17 protein-coding genes are annotated in these 14162 nt (G+C 64.0%); 14 read left to right on the top strand and 3 right to left on the bottom strand.

Annotation, left to right across the window (positions count from 1 at the left end; genetic code table 11):
- Nucleotides 1-20 precede the first annotated feature (20 nt).
- Nucleotides 21-1559, bottom strand: coding sequence for a rhomboid family intramembrane serine protease (locus tag AB4037_RS20995; RefSeq protein ID WP_441772824.1), 1539 nt, complete (start codon nucleotides 1557-1559; stop codon nucleotides 21-23).
- A 153-nt stretch (nucleotides 1560-1712) separates the two neighbouring features.
- Between AB4037_RS20995 and AB4037_RS21000 the strand changes: the two genes are divergently transcribed.
- The 9 genes from AB4037_RS21000 (at nucleotide 1713) to AB4037_RS21040 (ending at nucleotide 10777) form a co-directional block, all read left to right on the top strand.
- Nucleotides 1713-1961, top strand: a complete 249-nt coding sequence (locus AB4037_RS21000) for an exodeoxyribonuclease VII small subunit (protein WP_068284665.1) — start codon at nucleotides 1713-1715, stop codon at nucleotides 1959-1961.
- A gap of 136 nt (nucleotides 1962-2097) precedes the next feature.
- Nucleotides 2098-4017: a 1-deoxy-D-xylulose-5-phosphate synthase gene (gene dxs, locus AB4037_RS21005; RefSeq protein WP_434955467.1), complete on the top strand. Its 1920-nt coding sequence runs from the start codon at nucleotides 2098-2100 to the stop codon at nucleotides 4015-4017.
- The gene (locus AB4037_RS21010; protein ID WP_434955468.1) at nucleotides 4017-4766 is read left to right on the top strand and encodes a TlyA family RNA methyltransferase; all 750 of its coding nucleotides are present in this window, start codon (nucleotides 4017-4019) and stop codon (nucleotides 4764-4766) included. Before dxs ends, AB4037_RS21010 begins: the two co-directional genes overlap by 1 nt.
- A gap of 73 nt (nucleotides 4767-4839) precedes the next feature.
- A complete protein-coding gene (locus tag AB4037_RS21015) occupies nucleotides 4840-6066 on the top strand; it encodes a class I SAM-dependent RNA methyltransferase (RefSeq protein WP_434955469.1) in 1227 nt (408 codons plus the stop codon).
- A gap of 109 nt (nucleotides 6067-6175) precedes the next feature.
- Nucleotides 6176-6694, top strand: coding sequence for a gluconokinase (locus tag AB4037_RS21020; RefSeq protein WP_434955470.1), 519 nt, complete (start codon nucleotides 6176-6178; stop codon nucleotides 6692-6694).
- 137 nt (nucleotides 6695-6831) lie between these two features.
- Nucleotides 6832-8250 carry an FAD-binding oxidoreductase gene (locus AB4037_RS21025; RefSeq protein WP_441772825.1) on the top strand — a complete coding sequence of 473 codons (1419 nt, stop codon included), beginning with the start codon at nucleotides 6832-6834 and terminating at the stop codon, nucleotides 8248-8250.
- Between the two features lies 1 nt (nucleotide 8251).
- Nucleotides 8252-8857 (top strand): NAD(P)H-dependent oxidoreductase, encoded by a 606-nt coding sequence (locus AB4037_RS21030; protein ID WP_434955472.1) that lies wholly within the window; start codon nucleotides 8252-8254, stop codon nucleotides 8855-8857.
- 14 nt (nucleotides 8858-8871) lie between these two features.
- The gene (locus tag AB4037_RS21035) at nucleotides 8872-9597 is read left to right on the top strand and encodes a 3-keto-5-aminohexanoate cleavage protein (protein ID WP_441772826.1); all 726 of its coding nucleotides are present in this window, start codon (nucleotides 8872-8874) and stop codon (nucleotides 9595-9597) included.
- 148 nt (nucleotides 9598-9745) lie between these two features.
- Nucleotides 9746-10777, top strand: a complete 1032-nt coding sequence (locus tag AB4037_RS21040) for a D-alanyl-D-alanine carboxypeptidase family protein (protein ID WP_441772827.1) — start codon at nucleotides 9746-9748, stop codon at nucleotides 10775-10777.
- 11 nt (nucleotides 10778-10788) lie between these two features.
- Here AB4037_RS21040 and AB4037_RS21045 read toward each other — a convergent pair whose 3' ends face one another.
- Both AB4037_RS21045 and AB4037_RS21050 read right to left on the bottom strand, forming a co-directional pair.
- Nucleotides 10789-11016: a hypothetical protein gene (locus AB4037_RS21045; protein ID WP_441772828.1), complete on the bottom strand. Its 228-nt coding sequence runs from the start codon at nucleotides 11014-11016 to the stop codon at nucleotides 10789-10791.
- A 150-nt stretch (nucleotides 11017-11166) separates the two neighbouring features.
- A complete protein-coding gene (locus tag AB4037_RS21050; RefSeq protein ID WP_441772829.1) occupies nucleotides 11167-11796 on the bottom strand; it encodes an SOS response-associated peptidase in 630 nt (209 codons plus the stop codon).
- On the opposite strand from AB4037_RS21050, the gene AB4037_RS21055 reads away from it, so the two are divergent.
- The 5 genes from AB4037_RS21055 (at nucleotide 11795) to AB4037_RS21075 (ending at nucleotide 14161) form a co-directional block, all read left to right on the top strand.
- Nucleotides 11795-12280 (top strand): NUDIX hydrolase, encoded by a 486-nt coding sequence (locus AB4037_RS21055; RefSeq protein ID WP_441772830.1) that lies wholly within the window; start codon nucleotides 11795-11797, stop codon nucleotides 12278-12280. The two genes, AB4037_RS21050 and AB4037_RS21055, sit on opposite strands and share 2 nt — an antisense overlap.
- Entirely contained in the window at nucleotides 12277-12702 is a 426-nt protein-coding gene (locus tag AB4037_RS21060; protein ID WP_441772831.1) for a TIGR02301 family protein, read from the top strand. Before AB4037_RS21055 ends, AB4037_RS21060 begins: the two co-directional genes overlap by 4 nt.
- 86 nt (nucleotides 12703-12788) lie before the next feature.
- Nucleotides 12789-13049, top strand: coding sequence for a hypothetical protein (locus tag AB4037_RS21065; protein WP_068284643.1), 261 nt, complete (start codon nucleotides 12789-12791; stop codon nucleotides 13047-13049).
- A 109-nt stretch (nucleotides 13050-13158) separates the two neighbouring features.
- Nucleotides 13159-13797, top strand: a complete 639-nt coding sequence (locus AB4037_RS21070; RefSeq protein WP_434955479.1) for a hypothetical protein — start codon at nucleotides 13159-13161, stop codon at nucleotides 13795-13797.
- Nucleotides 13798-13855: 58 nt separating this feature from the next.
- On the top strand, nucleotides 13856-14161 hold the full coding sequence (locus AB4037_RS21075) for a hypothetical protein (RefSeq protein ID WP_441772832.1): 306 nt from the start codon (nucleotides 13856-13858) through the stop codon (nucleotides 14159-14161).
- Nucleotide 14162: the final 1 nt, after the last annotated feature.

Below are 14162 nucleotides of genomic sequence, written 5' to 3' on the forward strand. Positions count from 1 at the left end.
CGCGATGTTCGCACTCCGCGTCATCGCCGCTTGGAGTGCGCCGTGCCAAACATCCAGGCCAGTGCTATGCCGGCGACGAAGCCGAGGCCATGGGCGGCGAAACTGATCTGCGGCAGCGAAAGATCGATCGACGCCTGGATCAGCAATACGATGACGATCAGGCTGAGATTGTGCCGGTCGGCGATGTGGCGCGTTGCCAGGAAGTCCGACAAGCGCCGCAGGGCGATGGCTCCGATCAAGGCGAAGATGGCGCCGGAGGCCCCGACCAGGACCTCGGGCTGGGTTACGCCGGCTACGGCCAAAGCGAGCACCCCGGCCATGGAAGCCAGGCCGCCGATCACATAGATCAGGCCCATGCGCAGGCTTCCGACCGTGGCCTCCACCATGCGGCCAAGAAGGAAAAGCCCGATCATGTTGCTGATCAGATGTTCGGGGCCGGCATGCAGGAACATGGCGCTGAGCAGGCGCCACCATTCATGATCCCTGACCACAGCATCGGGCCATAACCCCCCAAGCCGGAACAGATTTTCGGCGTCGGTGGTGTCGCCATTCCACAGTTCGATGCCGAAGAAGGCGCAATTGGCCAGGATCAGCAGATAGGTCACCGGAGCGGCGCGCCAGCCGGTGCGGCGCAGGGGCGCGTTGCGCCGGATATGCGCCTCTAAATCATCGAGGAAGGCGGTGGCCTGCGGCGAGAGCTGGCCCTCCGCCTCGCTCGCCGGCTTGTCCAGGCGAGCGACGATCGCTTCATGCTGGGCCGGCGTCAGCGATGCGGAAGCAAAGCCCCGCAGCAGTGGTTCGGCAAGTTCGCCGCGCGCCGCCGCCTGCAGGGCGGTCGCCTGCCAGAAGGCCTTCACGGAGACCGGCATGGCGTGGAACGAGGCCAGCATCGAATCCGTGGCCTGAACGCGCCCGCAGAAGGCCAGGAGCATCAGGGTCGACAATTGTCCGGAGCCCAGCAGGCCGCGATGGCGCGCGGCTGTCGCCACCATGGCCTCCAGCTGACCAGTTTCCCCCAGAGCCCGAATCGGGAAGGCGACCGCGTCTGCGCCTGGCGGCATGGGGTTACGGGCGAGATAGTCGACGATGCCCTGCCAGTTCTGGCGCTGCCGCAGCAACTGTAGGTCGATGATTACCTCCTGGTCCGGCTTGGTGGTCTGGCGCAGTGCTTCAAGGGCGTCGATCCGGTCCTCGCGCGTCGATTCGGAAAGGGCCTTGAACAGATTGGCCGTGAAGCGGATTTGCCCGGTGGGCTGGATGACGCTGGCCAGGCGGGCGAGCAGGGCGGCGCGTTCGTTGCGGCCGGCCAACAATTCGCGATTGGCTCGATTCAGCAAGGGCCCTGGCGCAATGATCATCAGCAGGGCCAGGGCGGCCAGGAAACCGTAATAGTCGGGCAGAAATTGGTATCCCGCGATGGCGATGGCGATCACGATCGCATGCCCCGCCAGGTAGAGAGCGATGCCTGGAAAACGATGGGCCTGGGTAACGAACACCTGGGCGATGGCCACGGCGGACAGGGAACCGGCGGAGAGCGCAAGGAAGGTCTGCAAATCCATGCGCCGCTTTTGCCGGAAGCGCGCCTGAGCCGCAACCTGTCGCTTTCCCGCGCCTTATGCACGGTTGGGTCATGCCGTTTGCATGGCTTTTTCTTTCAATGCGGCGAGGTTAGGGGCTATAGAGGGGAAAATAGCAGATCTGACAGGTTGATAATGGCCGACAAGCCGTCCGATATCGCAACGCTCAGCTTCGAGAAGGCGCTCGCCGAACTCGAGCAAATCGTGCGCAGCCTTGAGGGAGGCAATGTGCCGCTGGAGGAATCGATCACGCTGTTCGGGCGTGGCGAGCAGCTCAAGGCCCATTGCGACAAGCTTCTGAAGGTCGCAGAGGCCAAGGTCGACAAGATCCGGCTCGACGCCGAGGGCAAGCCCGCCGGGCTCGAACCCTTGCCGGAAGCCTGATACGCAACAGCCTTCAGGGCGTCCTGCGATCCGCCGAAATGGGCCGTACTCGCAAAGACGCGTCGGAACAAAGAGTTAGAGCAAAATGATGTTTCCACTTATGCGTGCTTTGCTCTAATCTTCTCGGGTGAAAAATTTGGCAAACACTTCCGCAACCCCGCTGCTCGACACCATCAATCTGCCGGCTGATCTGCGCCGCCTGCCCGAGGACAAGCTCCAGCAGGTGGTGGACGAACTGCGCCGGGAGACCATCGATGCCGTCTCGGTGACCGGCGGTCATCTGGGCGCGGGCCTCGGGGTGGTCGAGCTGACGGTCGCCATCCACGCCGTGTTCGACACGCCGCGTGATCGCCTGATCTGGGATGTCGGCCATCAGGCCTATCCGCACAAGATCCTCACCGGGCGGCGTGACCGTATCCGTACCCTGCGCCAGACGGGGGGGCTCAGCGGCTTCACCAAGCGCAGCGAGAGCGAATACGATCCCTTCGGGGCCGCGCATTCCTCGACCTCGATCTCGGCGGGCCTCGGCATGGCGGCGGCGCGCGATCTCGACGGCCGCGACAACAATGTCATCTGCGTGATCGGTGACGGCTCGATGTCGGCCGGAATGGCCTATGAGGCGATGAACAATGCCGGGGCGCTGGGTTCGCGCCTCGTCGTCATCCTCAACGACAACGACATGTCGATCGCCCCGCCCGTGGGCGCGATGTCGGCCTATCTGGCCCGGCTGGTCTCCGGCGGGACCTACAAGAATTTGCGCGATTTCGGCAAGATGCTGGCCAAGAAGCTGCCGAAATTCTTCTACGACAAGGCCAAGCGCACCGAGGAATATGCTCGCGGCTTCTGGACCGGCGGCACGCTGTTCGAGGAGCTCGGCTTCTACTATATCGGCCCGATCGACGGACATAATCTCGACCACCTCCTGCCGGTGCTCAAGAATGTGCGCGACAAGGCCGACGGACCGGTGCTCATCCACGTCGTCACCCAGAAGGGCAAGGGCTACGGCCCGGCCGAGAACGCGCCCGACAAATATCACGGTGTGGTGAAGTTCGACGTCATCACCGGAGCGCAGGTGAAGGCCAAGGCCAATGCACCGTCCTACACCCGCATCTTTGCCGAGAGCCTGATCAAGGAGGCCCGCAAGGACGAGAAGGTGGTGGCGATCACCGCTGCCATGCCGTCCGGTACGGGGCTGGACCTGTTCGAACAGGCCTTTCCCCAACGGCTTTACGATGTCGGCATTGCCGAGCAGCATGCGATAACCTTCGCGGCGGGTCTCGCCAGTGAAGGCTACAAACCATTCTGCGCGATCTACTCCACCTTCCTGCAGCGCGGCTACGACCAGGTCGTCCACGACGTGGCGATCCAGAACCTGCCGGTGCGCTTCCCGATCGACCGCGCCGGTCTCGTCGGGGCGGATGGAGCCACCCATGCCGGCTCCTTCGACGTTGCCTTCCTGGGCTGCCTGCCGAACATGGTAGTGATGGCCGCCGCCGACGAAGCCGAACTGGTGCATATGGTGGCGACCGCGGCAGCCTATGACGATGGCCCGATCGCCTTCCGCTATCCGCGCGGGGAGGGAGTCGGCGTCGAGATGCCCGAAATCGGCGCGCCCCTGCCGATCGGTAAGGGACGCGTCCTGCGCGAAGGCAGCAACATTGCCCTGCTCTCCTTCGGCACGCGCCTGGCCGAGTGCCTGAAGGCGGCCGAGGACCTGGCCGCGCTCGGGCTGTCGGCGACCGTCGCGGACGCCCGCTTTGCCAAGCCGCTCGACGAGGAACTGGTCCTCAGGCTCGCCCGCCAGCACGAGGTGCTGCTGACGGTCGAGGAAGGTTCCGTGGGGGGCTTCGGCAGCTTCGTGGCCCAGTGCCTGGCCGAAGCCGGCGCCTTCGACAACGGCCTGAAATTCCGTTCGCTGGTGCTGCCCGACATCTTCCTCGATCAGGACAAGCCAGAGGCGATGTATGCGCAGGCCGGGCTCGATGCCGCCGGTATCGTGACCAAGGTTTTGTCGGTGCTCGGGCGCGATGTCGTAACCGGGGCCAAGCGTGCCTGATGCGCAAGCGCGCGGACGTGCTGCTGGTTGAGCGCGGTCACTTCGACAGCCGTGCCAAGGCACAGGCCGCGATCGCTGCGGGACTTGTGGTCGCCGATGGCAAGCCTGTGCGCAAGGCCTCAGAGGGTTTGGCGCCAGAGGCCGTCATCCGAGCGCAGGCGGCCTTCCCCTTCGTGTCGCGCGGTGGGCTCAAGCTCGAACACGCGCTCGATATATTTTCGGTGCCGGTCGAGGGACGCATCGCGCTCGACATCGGCGCCTCCACCGGCGGCTTCAGCGACGTGCTGCTGCGGCGGGGCGTGGTCCGGGTCTATGCCGTCGATGTCGGCCATGATCAGCTTCATGCCAGCCTGCGGGGAAATGACAGGTTGATTTCGCTGGAAGGGGTGGATGCGCGCAGGCTCGATCGCAGTCTCGTGCCCGACCCCGTCGATGTCGTCGTCGCCGATGTCAGCTTCATCTCGCTGGCGCTGGTGCTGCCGGCGGCGCTGGCGCTCGCCGGCCCGGGCGCGGATCTTGCCGTGCTCGTCAAGCCGCAATTCGAGGCGGGTCGCGAGCGGATTGGCAAGGGGGGCGTGGTCAAGGACGAGGCCGTGCATGCCGAGGTCTGCGAGCGTATCGCCGGCCTCGTCTCCTCGCTCGGCTGGCAACTGCGCGGGATCGTGCCGTCCCCCATCGAAGGTGGCGACGGTAACAAGGAGTTTCTGCTGTCTGCCCATAGGGTTAGTATAGCCGAGCTCGTAGATTGAATCAGGGGACTTGCGTGCCTGAACTGAGGTTTTGATTCATCTCGTTCAGGCGCCGCATGATGAAGTTGAGATCGTGAATCAGCACGTTGAGACATCACTGGAACTCAAGATCGAAAGGCTGGGGCATCGCGGTGACGGCATCGCGCCGGGCCCGGTCTTCGTGCCTTATGCCTTGCCGGGTGAAACGGTTCTGGCCGAGGTGAACGGTGAGCGGGGACGGCTGATCGCCCTGCAGGAGCCGAGCCCGGATCGCATCGAGGCTTTCTGCCCCCACTTCAGCCATTGCGGCGGCTGCGCCATCCAGCACTGGTCGCTCCAGGCCTATCAGACCTGGAAGCGCGGCCTGGTGGTCGAGGCGCTGAGGCAGGCCGGCATCGAAACACCGGTCGAGCCGCTCGTCGATGCCCATGGTCGCGGCCGCCGCCGGGCGACCCTGCATGCCCGCAAGGGTTTGGTCGGCTTCGCCGAGGCGCGTTCGCATGCCATCGTCGAACTCGACGCCTGTCCGATTTTGGTGCCGGAACTGAACCGTGGCCTGGAGGTGGTGCGTGCGCTGGAGAAGCAAATGCGCGGCCTTGGCAAGCCCCTCGATCTGGTACTGACCGCCACGGTCACCGGCCTCGACTGTGATATTCGCGGCGCCGGGCGCATCGACGACAAGATGCGGCTGAGGCTCGGCGAGCTTGCCCAGCAGTTCGACCTGGCCAGGCTTTCCAATCACGGCGACGTGGTGATCGAACGCCGGGCTCCGGTGGTGCGTTTCGGAACGGTGGAGGTTTCACCGCCGCCGGGAGCCTTCCTGCAGGCCACGGCCGAGGCAGACCTTGCCCTCACGGGCCTGGTGCGTGAGGGCCTTTCCGGTGCCAAGCGTATCGCTGACCTCTTCTCGGGCTGTGGCACCTTCGCGCTCGCGTTGGCGGATGCCATGCATGTGCAGGCCTTCGATTCGGACAAGCCAGCGGTCGGCGCGCTCGACCGGGCGGCCAGGCGAGCCCAAGGCCTCAAGCCTACCGGGGCGACCGCACGTGATCTCTTCTACCGACCCCTGCTGGCCGAGGAGCTCAAGCCGTTCGATGCCGTGGTGTTCGATCCGCCGCGCGCCGGTGCGGAAGCGCAGGCCAAACGCCTTGCCGCTGCCAAGTTGCGCCGTATCGTCGGTGTGTCCTGCAACCCGACGACCTTTGCCCGCGACGCAGCGCTTTTGATTGCTGGTGGCTACCGGCTCACCAAGGTGACGCCGGTCGACCAGTTTCGCCACTCCGGCCATGTCGAACTGGTCGGCGTGTTCGAGCGAAAATAGCGTTTTGCAATTGGACGGAATCGCCAGGAATCGCAAAATGTTCCTGGCACCCGGCGATTTGATCGAGAGAACCACCTCAACCAGACCGCATTCTGCTCTAGGAAATGTCATGACTTCATCGCCGCCCCTTCCTACTGCTCTCGTTGTCATGGGCGTTTCCGGTTCCGGAAAGAGCAGCATCGGTGAACGCCTGGGGACGCGGCTCGGCTGGACGTTCCGGGATGGCGATTCCTTCCACCCGCCGGCCAATGTCACCAAGATGCATGCGGGCATCCCTTTGACCGACGAGGATCGATGGCCCTGGCTCGCGGCCATCGCGGCCTGGATCGCCGAGTTGAGAGGAGCGGGGCAACACGGCGTCGTCGCCTGTTCGGCGCTCAAGCGCGGCTATCGCAATGCCCTGCGGGATGGGCACGCGGACGTCCGCTTCGTCTTTCTCGAAGGCAGCGCCGAATTGATCTCTGCGCGGTTGGCCAAGCGCAAGAACCATTTCATGCCGCCGAGCCTGCTCGCCAGCCAGTTTGCCACGCTGGAGCCGCCGGGGCCGGACGAGACGCCGATTATCGTTTCAATCGATGCGGAGCCCGACGCGATCGTCGCCAATACGCTCCACCATCTTGTCCGCTAGAGCAAAGCGCATTCACGTGTAAACATGCTTTGCCCCGACTCGTTGTTTCCAAGCCAATCCAACGGATTGGCTAGAGCGTTTTGCGATTCTTGCCACTTCCGTCCAATTGCAAAACGCCGCAGCCAGGATGACCCTCCATGTCCGCTCAGCCTTCTCCCGAACTTCTCGCCCGCTTCGCCGCCCTGGTTGGAGAGCGCTACGCCATTGCTGACGCGGATGCGCAGCAGCCCTTCCTGAAGGAATGGCGCGACCGCTATCACGGCAGGACGCCGCTGGTGCTGCTGCCCGGGACGGTGGAGGAGGTTGCGGCGATCCTCAAGCTGGCCGACGAGACCGATACCGCGATCGTGCCGCAGGGCGGCAATACCGGCCTGGTCGGCGGCCAGGTTCCGCATGCGGAAGGCAACGAACTGCTGGTCTCGCTCAAGCGCCTGGACAAGGTTCGTGCCGTCGACCCCGACAGCAATACCATCGATGTCGAGGCCGGCGTGACGCTGCAGCGCGTGCAGGAGGCGGCGGAGGCGGCCGGGCGTTTCTTCCCGCTCACTCTGCCATCCGAGGGGAGCTGCACCATCGGCGGCAATATCGGCACCAATGCTGGCGGCACCGGCGTGATCGCCTATGGCAACACACGCGACCTGGTGATGGGGCTGGAAGTCGTGCTGCCGGGCGGGCGGATCTGGCACGGCATGCGCCATTTGCGCAAGGACAACACCGGCTACGATCTGAAGAACCTCTTCATCGGCGCCGAGGGCACGCTCGGCATCGTCACCGCGGCGGTGCTGAAACTGTTTCCCAAACCCCGCTCCGTCGGCACGGCCTTCATCGGTGTCGACAATCCGGCGGCGGCGCTGGCGCTTCTCCATGTTGCGCGGGAAAACGGCGGCGGCACGGTGACGGCTTTCGAATTGATGCCGCGCATCGGCATCGATTTCGTCATCCGCCATGTTGCCGATGCCCGCGATCCCATCGAGGGCAGCTATCCCTGGTATGTGCTGCTGGAGGTCTCGAACTCCTCCGAGGGCGGCGTGAACGAGGCGTTGGAGACGATGCTGATGACGGCCTATGAGCGCGGCTATGCCCGCGATGCCGTGATCGCCGCCTCGCTCGAACAGGCCGCCGATTTCTGGCGTCTGCGCGAATTGCTGTCGGAGAGCCAGCGCTTCGAGGGCGGTTCGATCAAGCATGACGTCTCGGTGCCGATCCGCCTCGTGCCTGCTTTCCTCGACAAGGCCATTGCCGCCGTGGAGGCTTTCATCCCGGGCGCTCGTCCCTTGCCTTTCGGCCATCTTGGCGACGGCAATATCCACTTCAACGTTTCCCAGCCCGTGGGCGGTGACAAGCAGGCCTTCCTGGACAAGTGGGAAAAGACCAACGAGATCGTTCATGCCATCGTCGCCGAGTTCCACGGTTCGATCTCAGCCGAACACGGCATCGGCCAGGCCAAGCGCAAGCTGCTGCCAGGGGTCAAGGATCCGGTGGAGTTGGAGATGATGCGCGCCATCAAGGCGACGTTCGATCCCAAGGGCATCATGAATCCCGGCAAGGTGCTCTGACATGCGAGCGATGGTCGTCATCGGCCATCCCGTGCCAGCGAGTTTCAACCATGCATTGGCCGAGGTCGTGCGAAGGACCTGGCGGGAAGCCGGCTGCGATGTTGCCTATCACGACCTGGCCGCCGAGGGCTTCGACCCACTCCTGACCACCGAGGAGGCTCGCGGCCGTCCGAGCGAGAATACCCTGGTGCAGGCCCATATCGCCGAGCTGCAGTCCTGCGATCTCCTCGCGGTCATCCATCCCAATTGCTGGGGCGCGCCGCCGGCGATCATGAAGGGCTGGATCGACCGGGTCTTCGCGCCCGGTGCCGCCTATACCTTCGCCAAGGGGGACGATCGAGGTGACGTGCCGCAGGGGCTCCTGCGGGCCTGTGCCGCGCTGGTGCTCAACACCGGCAATACGCCTTCGGATCGAGAGCAGGCCGTTTTCGGCGATCCGCTCGATCGCATGTGGCGGGAGGGCATTTTGCGCTATTGTGGCGTGCACCATGTTCTGCGTGCGCTCTATGGCGTGGTCGCCACCAGCACTGCGGCGGATCGGGCCGACTGGCTTGCGGATGCGGAGGCTTTGGCGCTGCGGGCGCGGGATCTCGCTGCGCAGATATGATCAGGGAGAGGACGATGCTGCAAGCTTGCCTGAACGGCAGCAGGAGCCGCGATTTCCACCCGGCGCTGGCCTGCACGCCGGCTGAACTGGCGTACGATGCCAAGGCGGCCATCGGCGCCGGTGCCGAGGAGCTGCATGTCCACCCCCGAGGGCAGGATGGCGAGCAGAGCCTGGAGCCGGCCGATGTTGGCGCAGCCCTGGAAGCGATCCGTGCGAGCGTGCCGGGCGTGCCGGTCGGCATCTCGACCCTGTGGACCATTCCGCCGACTGGCCGGGCGCGCCAGGCACCGATGCGCGAATGGCGGACCCTGCCGGATTATGTTTCCGTCAATCTCAGTGAGGAGGATGCGCCGGAGATCATGGCGCTGATGATCCAGCGCCGCATCGGCATCGAAGCGGGGTTGGCCACGGTCGCCGACGCCTTGCGTCTGGTGGCGCTGCCTTCCGCCGAGCGCTGCCTGCGTGTGCTCATCGAGATCGAGGAACAGGAAACGGCGGCGGGACTGCATGTCGCCCACGAGATTCTCGCCGTCCTCAACCACGCCAATCTCGGCCTGCCGATCCAGTTGCACGGTAGCGACCGGACCCAGTGGTCGATGCATGACGAAGCTGTCCGCCTGGGTCTCGACCGCCGCATCGGCCTGGAGGATGGCGCTGACCTGCCAGATGGGACCAGAGCCGCCGACAATGCCGAACTGCTGCGTACGGCAGTGGTGCTTGCCGGGCGGGCGAGCGGCTGACCGCCAGGCCGTTCGCTCTAGCGCCGATCGGTTGTCGTGAATGTCGCAAAAAGGTCGGAAGCGGACGTCATAGAAACGATTGATTGATTGGGCCGCCTGGGCGGTCGAAAGGGATATGGATAGAATGTTTTGGAAGAGTCTCGGCTGCTTGGCGCTCGTTTTGACGCTTCACGGCCCTGCGCGTGCCGCGGATGCGACGCCCATTCTCGTCGTCGATGTCGCGGCTGGACAGGTGCTCTATGCCGAAGAGGCAGGGCGTCCCTGGTTTCCAGCTTCGACGACCAAGTTGATGACGGCCTTCGTCACTTTTGAGGCCATTCGCGCCGGGCGTGTTTCGATGCAGACGCCAGTGGTGCTTTCCACCCATGCGATGAGCCAGAAATTCCTCGACTCCGGCCTGCACGTCGGAAGCACCATGACGATGGAGGATGCTCTGTTCGCCATGATATCCGGCTCGACCAACGACATCGCCATGGCGATTGCCGAGACGGTTGCCGGATCGGAAGAGGCGTTCGTCAAGGCGATGAACGATGCCGCAAGGCGATTGGGTATGACGGGAAGCCGGTTTACCAACCCGAACGGATTGTTCGATCGCCGGCAAAAGGCGACGGCGCGCGACATGGCGCTGCTGGGCATAGCCATTGACAGGGAGTTTCCGCAATACCGGCACTTCTTCGAGACGTCGGCTGTCGTCATCGATGGAAAGACCGTTGAATCGCACAACGAATTGCTCACCCGCTTTGACGGCGCCAGAGGCCTGAAAACCGGTTATCTCTGCGCGGCGGGCAACAATGTGGTCGCTCTCGCCGAGAGGGGCGGGAGGCAGGTCATGGTGGTCGTGATGGGCGCGACGACCGAGCGCGAACGCAACGAGCGGGCAGCAATGTATCTAACCCAGGCGTTTGCCGGCGAGCTTTCGCCCGGCAACAAAGCACTCTCCGCCCTTACCAACGACACCAAGCGCAGTCCCCCGGACATGCGGGCAAAGCAATGCGGCGAGCAAACGCGAGACTATGAGCGAATGCGCGATGCTGCCTATCCGATGGGGCTGCCCGGGCAGATCAGTTATCTCGCGCAGGTTGAGGCCGCCAAGAAGGTACATCAGATCACGACTTGGCTGACCCCCAGCGCCCCGAAGCCCGAAAAAACGTCGACCACCGTCAAGCCGAAGCGTGGATGACGCGGCGAGGTTCAGTCCTCGTCGTCGGTGGGCGATCGCGTCACGCAACCGCGCTGGCGATGCACGCCGCTGCCTTGGGCATCGGGCGCTTCGATGCTGGCGCCGACGCTGCGCGAGCAGTAGGTCGATCCCCGCTCATCGGCGCTGTAGGTCGCGCTGCCGACGCTGACACCGGCACTGCAACTGGCAAGGGCCGTTGCGGCTGCAAGCGCGAGGGCTGCGGATAGGATCTTCATCATCGTCTTTCCCTCCAGAGATCGAATCTCGTCGAACAGGAAACCGTCCTTTCTCACAAGATTTCGCTAAGAATTTGAACGCGCGCCATTTCCGGCTTTGGGGTGACAACGGTCATGCGAACTCGAAGACGCTTAAGTGAACTGCATGGGGGATCAGAGGCCGCGATTCAAATCCGGTGCGACTGGCGCCAGTTCGAGCATGTCGGCAGCGGGGGGCCGCAGCAGGACGGCTGCTTCGCCAGGCTTTGTCAGCGGATCGAGCCAGAAGGCCATGGCGTCGGGCTCGATCAGCACGGGACTGCGTTCGCCGACTGCCGCGAGCATGCCGCTGGCATCGGTGGTGAGAAGGCCGACCGTGTCGATCTCGCTGCCGTCACAGCCCGACCAGGTCTCCCAGATCGCCGCCAGGGCCATGAGGCCTCCGTCGGGCCGGTGCAGCATATAGGGTCGTTTCGTGCGTCCCTGTTTCTGCCATTGGTAAAAGCCATCTGCCGGTATCAGGCAACGCCGCCGCGCAAAGGCGTTGCGGAAAGAGGGCTTCTCCTGCACCGTCTCAGAGCGGATGTTGATCAGCAGCGGATAGCCTGCCGTATCCTTGATGAAGGCCGGAATGAAGCCCCACCGCATCAAGGTGAAATGCCGTGCCGAAAAGTCGGCATGCACCACGGCAACGGGCTGGCTCGGTGCAATATTGGTGCGCGGCGGGAAATCCGGTTCCTCGACATAGCCGAACCAGTCTCGCACCTGTCGTGGCGAATGGGTGAGCGCGAAACGGCCGGTCATGATTTCGAAAGAGGTTGCGGGGCAGGGCGCTGCCGCCAATAGTGGCGCCATGACGGAAGCACCGCGATCCTATCCCGCCCGACCGATTCTTGCAGCCAGCATCGCTCTCTTCCGCCATGGCAGAATATTGCTGGGTGAGCGGGCGCGAGCGCCGGGCCGGGGCCTGTTCTCGCTGCCGGGCGGTGTGGTGGAGTTGGGTGAAAACCTCGAAGCGGCGGTACGGCGGGAAGTCCGCGAAGAGACCGGGCTGGAGATCGAGATCACCGGCTTCGTCCGCCATCACGAAGTGATCGCCCGCGACGACGCGGGGGCCGTGCAGCGCCATTTCGTGGTGGCGGTCTTCGTGGGGCGCTCGGTGCGGGGTGAACCGCGGCTCAGCGAGGAAACCCTGAGCTTTCGCTGGGCCGACCCTCTCACTCTCGACGGCCTGCCGCTGACCGACGGGTTGGCCGATATCGTCGCTGCGGCCGGGAGGATGCTGTGAGCGGCCGCAGCCTTCTGCCTGCCGTCCTGTTGGTTTTGGCGGGAGCCCTCTCGCCTGGTTCGGCACAGACCCCGCCGCCCAAGCCGGTGCAACCGTCAACTGTACCGGCGGCTCCCCAGATCGCACCCTATGAACCGCAATTGCTGCGGCTCGCGGAGTTGATGGGGGCCTTGCATTATCTGCGCGGTCTGTGCGGCTTTGCCGATGCGGGGGCCTGGCGGGACAAGATGAATGCCCTGGCCGAAGCCCAGGGTTTCGACGAGGCCGCCAAGGCACGCTTCGCGGGAGCCTTCAATCGCGGCTATCGTAGTTTCAGCGAGAGCTACCGCAGCTGCAACGAGGCAGCCGGCAAGGTGATCGACCTCTATCTGGAAGAGGGCAGCACCATCATCAAGACGCTGGAAGCGCGCTACGGGCGTTAACGATTAATTGGGAAGTGTCTATTCCTGGGACACCAGCGTGCTATGGTCCGGCTCGCCCGCAGCCATCGCCGCGGCAGGATTTTGTCATGTATGATCGCGTTACCCATCTGAAACAGCAATTCGCCGCAGACGATGCCCGGCGGGCAGCGCTCGACTATCTGCTGCAGGCCTGGGAAGAAGCCATTCTCGATGGCATCGACGGCGATTGCGTGGCAAATGCGGCTCTTTTTGCAGCCTTCAAGGAATTGGTCGCGACCTATGGCGAGGAACCCGTCGCGCGCTTTGCCGAGCGCCTGCCCGAGCGGGTGCGCAATGGCGAGTTTACGGTCAAGGGGACCCATCAATAGAATGTGAGCGGCCTCCTCTGTCCGGGAAGGCTCGCAATCGCGCGTGGCTGTGGTTAGGCTAGCATCAAGCGAATGCCGTGATTCGCCTGATCCCGGATTGATGCCGACCATGCGCCGAATTGTCCTTGCCGTTTCCGCTGTCGTCCTGCTCGGCACCGTGCCGTCACAGGCGGCCAACGACGCGACCAAGAATGCGCCGGGCAAGTCTCCGCCCGTGACCACAGAGGCCCCCACCGTGACGGTCACGCCGCCGGCGAGCGACGACAGCGACAGTGGGCAGGTGGCACCGCAGGTCTTTTATGGCGACGCCGATCTGCCGGCACCGGTGAAGGAATTGCGGCAGAAACTGCTGACGGCGATCAAGACGGGCGAACTGGAATCGCTGCGCCCTATCTTTGCTGCCAATGGCGGCAATCCCGACCTGCCCGGCGGCGAGAGCGACGATCCGATCGCGACGCTCAAGCTGCTGGCCGGCGACCCGAAGGGCCGGGAAATTCTCGCCATCATGGATGACGTGCTCGAGGCAGGCTATGTCCATGTCGACGTCGGCACGCCGCAGGAAGCCTATGTCTGGCCCTATTTCGCGCGCTATCCCCTCAACAAGCTGACCGGCCCGCAGATGGTCGAGCTGTTCCGCCTGATCACCGCCGGAGATTTCCAGGACATGCAGGACAAGGGGGTCTATTCCTTCTATCGCCTCGGCATCAGCCCCCAGGGCAAGTGGCAGTTCTTCGAGGACGGCGATTGATCGTGTCGGCTGTCGCTTGCGTTATCGCAGGCGCACTGGGAAAATAGGATGTCAAGGCATGACCAGCCTGACGGCGCGACGTGATCCAGATGACGTAGAGCTGGAACGCGAAACGACGCTACCCGATTTTCAGCAGTGGGTGATTCACTGCTTCGGCCTTCAAGAGCAGGACGACCTTACGCGCCGTATTCGCGATGAATCGCAGATCAAGCAAATGCTTTCGCCGATCTTTGATGAAATGAGGGGCGGCGATAGCCTTTGGCTGTGCCGCAGTATAGTTCTTGGCCCGCTCTTGGGCCATAGAGGCATTGCCCTTGTTCGGGCAGGTCGTCCTCTGATCTATGTAAAGGTCTTGAACTATTAGC

This window comes from Labrys sp. KB_33_2 (genome assembly GCF_052114505.1).
Lineage (GTDB): Bacteria > Pseudomonadota > Alphaproteobacteria > Rhizobiales > Labraceae > Labrys.

Coding starts and splice junctions, on each gene's coding strand:
- AB4037_RS21010 (WP_434955468.1), top strand. CDS start 4,017: ATGCGCAAGCGCGCGGACGTGCTGCTGGTTGAGCGCGGTCACTTCGAC.
- AB4037_RS21030 (WP_434955472.1), top strand. CDS start 8,252: ATGCGAGCGATGGTCGTCATCGGCCATCCCGTGCCAGCGAGTTTCAAC.
- AB4037_RS21000 (WP_068284665.1), top strand. CDS start 1,713: ATGGCCGACAAGCCGTCCGATATCGCAACGCTCAGCTTCGAGAAGGCG.
- AB4037_RS21050 (WP_441772829.1), bottom strand. CDS start 11,796: ATGACCGGCCGTTTCGCGCTCACCCATTCGCCACGACAGGTGCGAGAC.
- AB4037_RS21025 (WP_441772825.1), top strand. CDS start 6,832: ATGTCCGCTCAGCCTTCTCCCGAACTTCTCGCCCGCTTCGCCGCCCTG.
- AB4037_RS21020 (WP_434955470.1), top strand. CDS start 6,176: ATGACTTCATCGCCGCCCCTTCCTACTGCTCTCGTTGTCATGGGCGTT.
- AB4037_RS20995 (WP_441772824.1), bottom strand. CDS start 1,559: ATGGATTTGCAGACCTTCCTTGCGCTCTCCGCCGGTTCCCTGTCCGCC.
- AB4037_RS21055 (WP_441772830.1), top strand. CDS start 11,795: ATGATTTCGAAAGAGGTTGCGGGGCAGGGCGCTGCCGCCAATAGTGGC.
- AB4037_RS21070 (WP_434955479.1), top strand. CDS start 13,159: ATGCGCCGAATTGTCCTTGCCGTTTCCGCTGTCGTCCTGCTCGGCACC.
- AB4037_RS21045 (WP_441772828.1), bottom strand. CDS start 11,016: ATGATGAAGATCCTATCCGCAGCCCTCGCGCTTGCAGCCGCAACGGCC.
- AB4037_RS21075 (WP_441772832.1), top strand. CDS start 13,856: ATGACCAGCCTGACGGCGCGACGTGATCCAGATGACGTAGAGCTGGAA.
- AB4037_RS21035 (WP_441772826.1), top strand. CDS start 8,872: ATGCTGCAAGCTTGCCTGAACGGCAGCAGGAGCCGCGATTTCCACCCG.
- AB4037_RS21065 (WP_068284643.1), top strand. CDS start 12,789: ATGTATGATCGCGTTACCCATCTGAAACAGCAATTCGCCGCAGACGAT.